This window comes from Polaromonas jejuensis NBRC 106434 (assembly GCF_001598235.1).
Classification (GTDB): domain Bacteria; phylum Pseudomonadota; class Gammaproteobacteria; order Burkholderiales; family Burkholderiaceae_C; genus Polaromonas; species Polaromonas jejuensis.
In genome coordinates this window covers 1-10,213 of the sequence record NZ_BCYO01000053.1, presented here as the reverse complement: position 1 = coordinate 10,213, position 10,213 = coordinate 1, and the positions used below count along the sequence as shown (strand labels likewise).

10 protein-coding genes are annotated in these 10,213 nt (G+C 65.1%); 5 read left to right on the top strand and 5 right to left on the bottom strand.

Going from position 1 to position 10,213, the window contains the following annotated elements; translation table 11 throughout:
- Positions 1-103: 103 nt before the first annotated feature.
- Positions 104-1,075 (bottom strand): LysR family transcriptional regulator, encoded by a 972-nt coding sequence (locus PJE01S_RS23770; RefSeq protein WP_068836195.1) that lies wholly within the window; start codon positions 1,073-1,075, stop codon positions 104-106.
- Positions 1,076-1,144: 69 nt separating this feature from the next.
- Between PJE01S_RS23770 and PJE01S_RS23765 the strand changes: the two genes are divergently transcribed.
- Both PJE01S_RS23765 and PJE01S_RS23760 read left to right on the top strand, forming a co-directional pair.
- Positions 1,145-2,206, top strand: a complete 1,062-nt coding sequence (locus PJE01S_RS23765) for an adenosine deaminase family protein (protein ID WP_068836194.1) — start codon at positions 1,145-1,147, stop codon at positions 2,204-2,206.
- Positions 2,207-2,217: 11 nt separating this feature from the next.
- Positions 2,218-3,198 carry a Bug family tripartite tricarboxylate transporter substrate binding protein gene (locus PJE01S_RS23760; RefSeq protein ID WP_068836193.1) on the top strand — a complete coding sequence of 327 codons (981 nt, stop codon included), beginning with the start codon at positions 2,218-2,220 and terminating at the stop codon, positions 3,196-3,198.
- Positions 3,199-3,318: 120 nt separating this feature from the next.
- On the opposite strand, the gene PJE01S_RS23755 is transcribed toward PJE01S_RS23760, so the two are convergent.
- The 3 genes from PJE01S_RS23755 to PJE01S_RS23745 form a co-directional block, all read right to left on the bottom strand.
- Positions 3,319-4,218 (bottom strand): sulfurtransferase, encoded by a 900-nt coding sequence (locus PJE01S_RS23755; RefSeq protein ID WP_068836192.1) that lies wholly within the window; start codon positions 4,216-4,218, stop codon positions 3,319-3,321.
- Positions 4,219-4,247: 29 nt separating this feature from the next.
- Complete coding sequence (locus PJE01S_RS23750; RefSeq protein ID WP_068836191.1) at positions 4,248-5,150, bottom strand: DMT family transporter; 903 nt, start codon at positions 5,148-5,150, stop codon at positions 4,248-4,250.
- A 102-nt stretch (positions 5,151-5,252) separates the two neighbouring features.
- The gene (locus PJE01S_RS23745) at positions 5,253-6,383 is read right to left on the bottom strand and encodes an aromatic ring-hydroxylating oxygenase subunit alpha (RefSeq protein ID WP_068836190.1); all 1,131 of its coding nucleotides are present in this window, start codon (positions 6,381-6,383) and stop codon (positions 5,253-5,255) included.
- A 286-nt stretch (positions 6,384-6,669) separates the two neighbouring features.
- On the opposite strand from PJE01S_RS23745, the gene PJE01S_RS23740 reads away from it, so the two are divergent.
- The 3 genes from PJE01S_RS23740 to dxs all read left to right on the top strand — a co-directional run bounded on the left by PJE01S_RS23740 (position 6,670) and on the right by dxs (position 9,873).
- Positions 6,670-6,951, top strand: coding sequence for an exodeoxyribonuclease VII small subunit (locus PJE01S_RS23740; RefSeq protein WP_068836189.1), 282 nt, complete (start codon positions 6,670-6,672; stop codon positions 6,949-6,951).
- Positions 6,952-7,013: 62 nt separating this feature from the next.
- A complete protein-coding gene (locus PJE01S_RS23735; RefSeq protein WP_068836188.1) occupies positions 7,014-7,946 on the top strand; it encodes a polyprenyl synthetase family protein in 933 nt (310 codons plus the stop codon).
- 31 nt (positions 7,947-7,977) lie between these two features.
- Positions 7,978-9,873 carry a 1-deoxy-D-xylulose-5-phosphate synthase gene (dxs, locus tag PJE01S_RS23730; RefSeq protein WP_068836187.1) on the top strand — a complete coding sequence of 632 codons (1,896 nt, stop codon included), beginning with the start codon at positions 7,978-7,980 and terminating at the stop codon, positions 9,871-9,873.
- Positions 9,874-10,000: 127 nt separating this feature from the next.
- Here the strand turns inward: dxs and PJE01S_RS23725 are convergent.
- The coding region (locus PJE01S_RS23725) for a Kelch repeat-containing protein (RefSeq protein WP_245660961.1) at positions 10,001-10,213 on the bottom strand (213 nt) is incomplete at its 5' end.

The following is a 10,213-nucleotide window of genomic DNA, read 5'->3' as shown; positions in this document are numbered from 1 at the left end:
CTCCTGGCGTCGTTGTGCCACCTTGCCGTGCTACAGCACTGTCTGCGGCGGCACGCCTAGCCAGGAGCGCTGCGCTGGGTTTTGTTAGCGGCTCTTAAATGGGCTACCTGGGCCGAGGTTCTGGCTGAGAGGGCGGTTCAAGGCGCCCGCGCAGCGCGCGCGCCAGGTGCTCCAGGCAGTCCGTCACCGTGCTGCGCCGCAACTCGGGCTGGCTGCGCACCATGAGCACGATGCGGCGCGTGATGGCGGGGCTGCCCAGGGGCCGCAGGCACAGGTCGTCGGCGTGCAGCCCATGGGTGTACAGGCGCGAGATCACGCCCACCGCCAGGCCGCTGCGCACCAGGCTGTAAAGCGATTCGCTGTAGAGCAGGCGGTCGGCCGCGTCCAGCGTGACGCCTTGCTGGCGCAGGGTGGCCAGGGCCAGGTCATAGGTGCTGCCGCTTGCGAACAGGGCCAGGCGCTCGCCGCGCAGGTCGCGCCAGCGCAGGGCGCTTTCGGGCGTGGCCTGGGCCAGCCGGTGCTGGCGCGGCAGCAAGGCGACCAGCTCGTCGGTGGCCACGGGAATGGTCGCTATGCCGGCGGGCAGGTCGAGCTCGGTGCCCAGGGCTATGTCGACCTCGCCGGTGTGCAGCGCGGCAACCAGCTCGTCGTTCAGCGGGTCGCGCACTGTGAGCGTGACCTCCGGGTGCTCGCGTTGCCATTGCGCCAGCGGCGGCGCCAGCAGGTGCATGGTCGAGGGCAGGGCCGCCAGCCGCAGGCTGCGTGCCTGGCTCGCCAGCGTCCGGTGCATGTCGCTCACGCCCTGGCTGAAACTGTTGAGCAGCCAGGCCACCTGCGGCTGCAGCGCCGCGCCGGCCGCGGTCAGCGCCACATGGTGCGTGCTGCGCTCCAGCAGCGTCACGTCCAGCAGCAGTTCCAGGTCGCGGATGGTGGCCGAGAGCGCGGGCTGGGTCAGCGCCAGCGCCTCGGCCGCCCGGCTGAAGCTGCCGTGCTGCGCCACCGCCTGGAAGCCCTTGAGCTGCCGCAGCGTGGGCTGGCGCGGGCGGGTGGTGGGTTCCGGGCTGGTTTTGGTCATAGGTTTTCTTGATGAACTTATCAAATTAAACCATTTCACTTATGACTAGTCCAGGCCTAGCATCCAGCCATGCCGCATTCCGTCCTGTCTGAACATTTCCTGCGCGCCATGCCCAAGGCCGAGCTGCACTGCCACTTGCTGGGCACGGTGCGGCAGGCCACCTTCACCGATCTGGCGCGGCGTGCCAAGGCGCCGCTGTCCAGCGAAGACATCACGGCGTTCTACACCCGCGGCGAGAAGCCGGTGGGCGTGCTGCGGGTGCTGCGCGCGCTTGACGCCTGGCTGCTGAAGACGCCCGACGACCTGCACCGCATCAGCTACGAATACCTGCAGGACGCGGCGGCCCACCAGGTGCGCTACGCCGAGTTTTTCTGGAACCCGACCGGCACCGTGCGCGATTCCGGCATTCCCTACGCCCAGGCCCAGGCCGCCATCGTGCGCGCCATCGCCGATGCACAGGCCGACTGCGGCATCATCGGCCGCCTGGTGCCGGCGATAGACCGTGAAGCCACGCCGGCCGAAGCGCTGCAGATGGTGGGGTGGCTCATCGAACACCGCCACCCTGACGTGCCCGGCATAGGCATTGACTACCGCGAGGTGGACCGGCCGCCCGAACTGTTCGTGGAAGCCTATGCGGCCGCGCGCCGCGCCGGCCTCAAGACCACCGCCCACGCCGGCGAGTTCGGCATGCCCTGGAGCAACGTGCAGACGGCCGTGGAGTTGCTGAAGGTAGACCGCATCGACCACGGCTACACCGTCATCGACAACCCGGCCTTCGCGCGGCAGTGCGCCGAGCGCGGCATCGTGTTCACAGTGGTGCCGACCAATTCCTACTACCTGCGCACCTTGGCGCCCGAGCGCTGGGCGCTGGACCACCCGATACGCCAGATGCCCCAACTCGGCCTGCGCATTCACCCCAATACCGATGACCCGACGCTGCACCATGTGACGCCAACCCAGGCCTGGCTGATGATGCAGCGCGACTTCGGCTTTGGTGCCGATGATTTGCGGGGCTTCATGCTCAATGGCCTGGACGCGGCCTGGATAGACGAGGGCACGCGCCGCCAGTGGCGCAGCGAATGGAGCGCCAGCTTTGACGCGCTGCGTCGGAATGACGCTGAATCTGTATAAGGAAACTGACCATGTTGAAACCCCTTGCGCTCTTACTTACCGCCGTGGCGGCCATGGTTGTGGCGGGCGCCGCCCCTGCGCAAACGGCCTGGCCCGCGGCCAAGCCCATCACCCTCATCGTGCCTTTTGGCGCCGGTGGCAGCGTCGACGTGACAGCGCGCCTGGTCGCGCAAAAGCTCGGTGAGCGGCTCAAGCAATCGGTGGTGGTCGAGAACGTGGCGGGCGCCGGCGGCGCCATCGGCGTGGCCAAGGCCGTCGCCGCCGCGCCCGATGGCTACACCCTGGTGATGGGCGCCGACAGCCCGGTGGCCATCGCACGCCTGATCAACCCGGCGGCGGTGCGGTACGACGCGCTGAAAGACCTGGCACCGGTGGGTCTGGTCAACACCGCGCCCATGGTGCTGGTGGCCCGGCCCGGCTTGCCGGCCAACAACCTGGCCGAGGTGCTGAAACTGGCGCGGGCCCAGCCCGGCAAGCTCAGCTACGCCACCTCGGGCGTGGGCACGGTGCTGCAGCTGGCCATGGAAACGGTCAAGGACCAGGCCAAGGTTTACATCACCCATGTGCCCTACCGCGGTGGCGCACAGATCGCGACCGACGTGATTGGCAACCAGGTCGATCTGGCGATGCTGATCAGCATCAGCGCCACGCCGCACATCCTGAACAAGAAGATGAAGGGCATCGCGGTGACCAGTGGCAAACGGCTGCCGACCTTGCCGGGTGTGCCGGCGCTGGCCGAGTCGCCCGAGTTCAAGGGCTTTGACTTCGTGTCCTGGACCGGCTTGTTCGCCCCGGCCCAGACGCCCGCCGCCGTGATCGAGCGGCTGAACCACGAACTCAACGAAGTGCTGAAGTCCGACGAGGTGCACGCCAAGATGCTGGAGCAGGGCGCTCTCAGCGGCAGCGGCAGTGCGGCCGAGCTGGGGCGCTTCGTGCAGCGCGAGCAGGCGCGCTATGCCCGCATCGTGCAGGCCGCCAACATCAAAGAGTAATTCCAGTTCGCCTTAAAAACGATAACTGCGTTGCTTGGCCTTGCCGTGCTGCAGCACTGTCTGCGGCGTCGCGCCTTGTTCTCGCTTCCAATGCAAACAGGAATACGCGGCCCCGGCGGCTCAGCCTTTTTCAACCGGCCGCGCCGGGTCGCTGCACCATTCGCTCCAGCTGCCGGCATACAGTGCGGTGCGGCCCAGGCCCGCAATTTCCATGGCCAGCACATTGGGCACGGCGCTCACGCCGCTGCCGCAGTGATGCACCACCGTGCTGGGGTCGCGCCCTCCCAGCAGCGCTTCAAACTCGGCCTTGAGCTGCGCGGCGGGCTTGAACTTGCCGTCAGGCCCGAGGTTCTGGCTGAAAGGGCGGTTCAGCGCGCCGGGGATGTGGCCGGCCACCGGGTCCAGCGGCTCGACCTCGCCCTTGAAGCGCGGCGTGGCGCGCGCGTCGATGATGGTCTGGCTGGGGCGCCCGAGTTGGTCAGCCACGGTTTGTACATTGACCAGCCTGGCCTGCTCAGGGGCCAGCATGAAGGTTGTCTGGAAGTGGGCCGGCTCCTTGCCGCTGTTCACGGCGCCGCCCGCTGCCTGCCAGGCCTGCAGTCCGCCATCGAGCATGGCCACGTTGTTGTGGCCTGCCCATTTGAGCATCCACCACAGGCGGCCGCAGTAGTTGGCGCCGTTGCGGTCGTAGACCACGGCCTGCATGTCGTTGGCAAAGCCGACGCTGGACAGCCAGGTGGCAAATTTCTCGCGGTTGGGCAGGGGGTGGCGCCCGCCCGAGGCCGGCGCATCGGCACCCGTGGCGGTGATCACGCCATGGGCGCCGGGCACGCCGTGCCTGGCGGTCAGTGCCGTGTCCAGGTGGGTATACACGGCACCGGGAATATGCGCCTGCAGATATTGCTCTTCACCCGCGTGTGGCTGCATCAGGTCAAAGCTGCAGTCAAACACGCGAAAAGGCTGGCCGCTGGCCATCAACGCTTGCAGCTGCCCGGCAGAAATCAGGGTGGTGTAGCTCATCTCATGCTCCTTAGACCACGCAAGGGTCATCAATGTTCTTCGGCGGGCGCGTTGGGCGCGGCGCGAGCCCGCAGCACGGTAGCGGCTATGGCGCTGACAATGATGAGCGCCATGCCGGCCCAGCCCATCCAGGGGATATTGTCGCCAAACAGGATCAGGCTGTAGAGGGCGGCAAACACAATTCCAGAATATTGCAGATTCGCCACCATCAGCGTTCCCCCATGATTTTCGGACATGGAATAGGCCTTGGTCATGGCCAGCTGGCCGAGCGAGGCCAGAATGCCAATCGGCAGCAGCCAGACTGCGTGCATCCAGTTCCATGGCGAGAAACCCGTCACCAGCGTTCCCAGGGCACCGGCCACCAGGGTGCCGACGGCAAAGTAAAACACGGTGCGGGTTTCAGGTTCGCCCATGCGGGAAATGGCCATGACCTGCATATAGGCAAAAGCAGACGCCAGTCCCGACAGCAGGCCGACGAGGCCCGCAAACATCTGGTTCTGGTCGACAGCCGGGCGCAGCAGCATCACGACACCGGCAAAGCTCGCCAGAATGGCCAGTACCAGCGGGCCTTGGGAAGGCCCCTTCCTGCCCGAACGGCCCAGCATGAGCGCCCCACCCACCAGAAAGACGGCAATCCAGACACTGCTCATGTAGTTGAGTGTCATGGCGGTGGCCAGCGGCAGGTGGGCAATCGCGTAAAACCAGGCGGACATGGAGGTCACCCCAATCACGCTGCGCCAGGCATGTACGGCGGGCACGCTGGTGCGCAAGGACACGCCGCGCGCGCGCGCATAGCCGGCCATGAAGAGGATGCCCAGAATGCCCCGGTAAAAGACCAGCTCCGAGCTGTTGAAGTGCGCCGATGCGTACTTGATGCAGACCCCCATGGAGGCGAACAGAAAGGAGGAAAGAATCATCCAGGCAGCTTGCATCGCGTCGGGGGAGTTTAAGAGTGAAAAAGGCCTGCAGCCCAAATTGGGCGTGCGCGAATAGCTATTGAATCAATAGCGGTTGAGGGCATAAGGGCCATGCCCTCAGATCATCTGCGTGGTTTTGCTGGCGCCCATTTCGCGGCGATACCACTCGTGAAAGTGCTGCATGCCGTCTTCCATGGGGCTCTGGTAAGGGCCAAACTCGTTGTCGCCGCGCTGCAGGAGCGCCTTGCGGCCGGCGTCCATGCGCAGGGCGATTTCGTCGTCTTCCACGCAGGTTTCCATGTAGGCGGCCTGCTGCGCTTCGATGAATTCGCGCTCGAAGGCGCAGATTTCTTCGGGGTAGAAAAACTCCACCACGTTCAGCGTCTTGTCCGGCCCCTGCGGGTGCAGGGTGCTCACCACCAGCACATGCGGGTACCACTCGACCATCACATGCGGGTAGTAAGTCAGCCAGATGGCGCCGTATTTGGGCGCGACGCCCTTGCGGTATTGCAGCACCACGTCGTGCCATTTTTTGTAGACGTCGGTGCCGGGCTTGCCCAGCTTGTCGGATACACCCACGGTTTGCACCGAATAGCTGGGCGCCAGCTCCCAGCGCAGGTCGTCGGTGGTGACAAAGCCGCCCAGTCCGGGATGGAAGGGGCCGACATGGTAGTCCTCCAGATAGACCTCGATAAAGGTTTTCCAGTTGTAGTTGCACTCGTGCAGGTGCACCTTGTCGAGCTGGTAACCCGAAAAATCGAGGTCGGCGCGGGTCGCCAGCTGCGCCATCTCGGCCGCAATATCGCGGCCATTGTCTTCAAACACCAAGCCGTTCCAGGTCGTGGTTTTGTAGCGGTTCAGGTTCAGGCAGGGGTCGATTTCGAAGTGCGGCGCACCGATCAGCTCGCCCGAGGTGTTGTAGGTCCAGCGGTGCAGCGGGCAGACGATGTTGCTGCTGGCCCCGTTACCCAGCGAGCCTCGGCCCTGCAGCATGGTCGACTGGCGATGGCGGCAGACATTGGAAATCAGCTCGATGCCGGCGCTGTTTCGCACCAGCGCGCGGCCTTCGCCTTCGTGGGGCAGGGCGTAGTAGTCGCCCAGGTCGGGCACCGCCAGCTCGTGGCCCAGGTAGCGCGGCCCGCGGGCAAACAGTTTTTGCTGCTCCCGCTGGTAGAGGCCGGCATCAAAATAACTGGAGATGGGCAGCTGGCTGGTCGCCTGCAACAGACGAAGGCTTGGATCTGACATGCAATTTCCGTGAACCCGCCACCGCAGACGGGGCCTTGGCGGCAGGCAAAAAGCTAAGTGGACAGGTGGGCCGGGCAAGCGCCCGCGGGTCAAACCAGGGTCCTGAGGTTTTACAGCCCTGGCGGGTGAACACTGTCATCGAGAACTGTTATCAATTGTACCCGTGCGGCCTGTTTTTGCGGCATTGGCGCCCTGTCACCGGATAATAGGGGGCTGGTACTACACCCCCGGCGTCAGCGTCCGAAATCCTTGCAACGGCCTAAAATCAGGTCTTCACCCAAATACCATGGCCAAAAGCTCTTCTTCCACTGCTTCGTCCGCGTCGCCTGTTTCCGCAACCAGCCCCGCATCGTCTCCCGCATTGCCTGCCAGCTACGAGGCCGCGCTGCAAGAACTGGAAGGGCTGGTGAGCCGCCTGGAGTCGGGCCAGTTGCCGCTGGACCAGTTGCTCACGGGTTACCAGCGCGGCGCGCAGCTGCTGAAGTTTTGCAGGGACAAGCTGGAAGCCGTGGAAACACAGATCAAGGTGCTGGAAGGCACGGAGCTCAAGCCCTGGGTGCAAGAGTAATTCACCAAGCCTGAGCGGCCCGAGAGCCGCCGTGCAAAACGCCTAGCCTGAAAGAGCATCGATTGAACGCCCCTGAAAAACTGCCCCCCACTCACATCGGCTTTTCGCTGGGCGCCTGGAGCGCGCAGCAGCTTACCGCGGTCGAGCAGGCCTTGTCCCGCTGGGTCGCCTGTCCGACCGATGCGCCGGCACCCGCCGGCCTCGGCGATGCCATGCGCTATGCCGTGCTCGACGGCGGCAAGCGCCTGCGTCCGCTGCTGGTGATGGCGGCCTGCGAGGCCGTGAACGGCAACGCAGACGCTGCCTTGCGCTCGGCCTGTGCGGTGGAGTTGATTCATGCGTACTCGCTGGTGCACGACGACATGCCCTGCATGGACAACGACGTGCTGCGCCGCGGCAAGCCCACGGTGCATGTCAAATTCGGCCAGGCGCAGGCGCTGCTGGCCGGCGATGCCCTGCAGGCTCTGGCCTTTGAATTTCTCACGCCCGATGACGGCTCGGTGGATGCCGCCACACAGGCCCGCCTGTGCCGCATGCTGGCGCAGGCGGCGGGTTTCCAGGGCATGGCCGGCGGCCAGGCGATAGACCTGGCCAGCGTGGGCCTGCCCTTGACGTCTGCTCAATTGCACGAAATGCACCGCCTCAAGACCGGTGCGCTGCTGCAGGCCAGCGTGATGATGGGGGCGGCCTGCGGCGCCGCACCGCTGGCCGCGCAAAACGCCTTGTGCGATTACGGCGCAGCGGTGGGCCTGGCCTTCCAGGTTGTGGACGACATCCTGGATGTGACCGCCGATTCGGCCACGCTGGGCAAGACCGCGGGCAAGGATGCGGCCCAGGACAAGCCGACCTTTGTCTCGCTGCTGGGGCTGCAGGCCTCCAGGGACTACGCGCAGCAACTGCTGGCGCAGGCCCTGGCCAGCCTTGAAGCCAGCGGGCTGGAGAACACCGAGGCCTTGCGGGCGCTGGCCGACATGCTGGTCAACCGTCAACACTAGGGACCCGGTCTCGCCATTACAAATACTCACGATGTACCAATTGCTTGAAACCATCAACAGCCCTGCCGATTTGCGGCAGCTTCCCCGCGCCCAGCTGAAGGCCCTGGCCGACGAGCTGCGTGCCTACGTGCTCGACAGCGTTTCCAAAACCGGCGGGCATTTGAGCTCCAACCTCGGCACCGTGGAGCTGACGGTGGCCTTGCACTATGTCTTCAACACGCCCGAGGACCGTCTGGTCTGGGACGTGGGCCACCAGACCTACCCGCACAAAATCCTCACGGGCCGGCGCGAACGCATGAGCAGCCTGCGGCAGTTCGGCGGGCTCTCGGGCTTCCCGCGTCGCGACGAGAGCGAGTACGACACCTTTGGCACGGCCCATTCGTCGACCTCCATTTCAGCCGCGCTGGGCATGGCGCAGGCCGCCAGGCAAAAAGGCGAGGACCGCCATGCGATCGCCATCATTGGCGATGGTGCCATGACGGCCGGCATGGCATTCGAGGCCCTCAATAACGCCGGTGTGATGGATTGCAATCTGCTGGTGATCCTGAATGACAACGACATGTCGATCAGCCCGCCGGTGGGTGCGCTGAACCGTTATCTGGCGCAGTTGATGAGCGGGCGCTTTTACGCGTCGGCCAAAAACATGGGCAAGCAGGTGCTGCGCGTGGCCCCGCCCTTGCTGGAACTGGCCAAACGCCTGGAATCGCATGCCAAGGGCATGGTGGTGCCGGCCACGCTGTTTGAAAACTTCGGCTTCAACTACATCGGCCCGATTGATGGCCACGATCTGGAGTCATTGATCCCCACGCTGGAAAATATCAAGCAGCTGAAGGGCCCGCAGTTCCTGCACGTCGTCACCAGAAAAGGCCAGGGCTACAAGCTGGCCGAGGCCGACCCGATTGCCTACCACGGCCCCGGCAAATTTGACCCGGCCCTGGGCCTGCAAAAATCCAGCACGCCCGCCAAACAGACCTTCACCCAGGTCTTCGGCCGCTGGCTGTGCGACATGGCCGAGCAGGACAGCCGCCTGGTCGGCATCACGCCCGCCATGCGCGAAGGCTCGGGCATGGTGGAGTTTCACAAGCGCTTTCCCGGCCGCTACCACGACGTTGGCATTGCCGAGCAGCACGCGGTGACCTTTGCCGCCGGCATGGCCTGCGAAGGGCTCAAGCCCGTGGTGGCCATCTACTCGACCTTTTTGCAGCGCGGCTACGACCAGCTGATTCACGATGTGGCTTTGCAAAACCTGCCGGTGGTGTTTGCGCTGGACCGCGCCGGCCTGGTGGGCGCCGATGGCGCGACGCATACCGGTGCTTATGACATTCCCTTTTTGCGCTGCATTCCCAACATGAGCGTGGCCTGTCCGGCCGACGAGAACGAGTGCCGCAAGTTGCTGACATCGGCATTTGAGCAGAGCCATCCCGTGGCCGTGCGCTATCCGCGCGGGGCCGGTGCGGGCGTGGAAACAGAAGCCGGTTTGCAGTCGCTGCCGTTCGGCAAGGGCGAGATTCGCCGCGAAGGTGCGGGCATTGCCATTCTGGCCTTCGGCACGCTGCTGTATCCCGCGCTGCAGGCGGCCGAGAAACTCGGAGCCACGGTGGTGAATATGCGCTGGGCCAAGCCGCTGGATACCGAGCTGCTGCTCAAGGTGGCGGCCGGTCATGAGGCCCTGGTGACGCTGGAAGAGGGCGCCATCATGGGCGGCGCAGGCAGTGCCGTGAGCGAGGCCCTGCAGGCCGCGGGCATCGCCAAACCCCTGCTGCAGCTGGGCCTCAGGGACGAGTTTATCGAGCATGGCGACCCCGCCAAGTTGCTGGCTTTGCAGGGCCTGGATGCCGCCGGCATTGAAACGGCCATCACCGCGCGTTTTGGCTCGCTTGCGCAGCGTGAGAAAACCGTCAAGGTCACGCTCAAGTCGGTAGCGTGAACTGATCCGGTTCACTGTGTGATTTCTACCCTCGGCTATGGAGTTTTTCGGGGGGCAAGATCAGTATTCAGCGCCAGGTGTTGCAAGGCGTTGCCGGATTCTTACGCTTGTATGGGGGGAGCCGCCTCTACCAGTACAACTCCGCGCTCGAGAGGGATACGGCACCGGATCCCGCTCCCGCCAGCACCTTGCCGTTGCGCAGCAGCGTCGCCGTGTGTGCGTGACGTGCCGCGGCAAGGCTGGCCGCCGCGCCCCAGCTATTGGTGGCCGGATCGTAGAGCTCGGCGCTCGAGAGGGCGGCGGTCCCGCTAGTTCCTCCCGCCACCAGCACCTTGCCGGT

Bases quoted from the DNA above. Each gene is read 5' to 3' on its own strand.
- dxs (WP_068836187.1), top strand. From the start codon at position 7,978: ATGTACCAATTGCTTGAAACCATCAACAGCCCTGCCGATTTGCGGCAG.
- PJE01S_RS23740 (WP_068836189.1), top strand. From the start codon at position 6,670: ATGGCCAAAAGCTCTTCTTCCACTGCTTCGTCCGCGTCGCCTGTTTCC.
- PJE01S_RS23760 (WP_068836193.1), top strand. From the start codon at position 2,218: ATGTTGAAACCCCTTGCGCTCTTACTTACCGCCGTGGCGGCCATGGTT.
- PJE01S_RS23765 (WP_068836194.1), top strand. From the start codon at position 1,145: ATGCCGCATTCCGTCCTGTCTGAACATTTCCTGCGCGCCATGCCCAAG.
- PJE01S_RS23770 (WP_068836195.1), bottom strand. From the start codon at position 1,075: ATGACCAAAACCAGCCCGGAACCCACCACCCGCCCGCGCCAGCCCACG.
- PJE01S_RS23745 (WP_068836190.1), bottom strand. From the start codon at position 6,383: ATGTCAGATCCAAGCCTTCGTCTGTTGCAGGCGACCAGCCAGCTGCCC.
- PJE01S_RS23755 (WP_068836192.1), bottom strand. From the start codon at position 4,218: ATGAGCTACACCACCCTGATTTCTGCCGGGCAGCTGCAAGCGTTGATG.
- PJE01S_RS23750 (WP_068836191.1), bottom strand. From the start codon at position 5,150: ATGCAAGCTGCCTGGATGATTCTTTCCTCCTTTCTGTTCGCCTCCATG.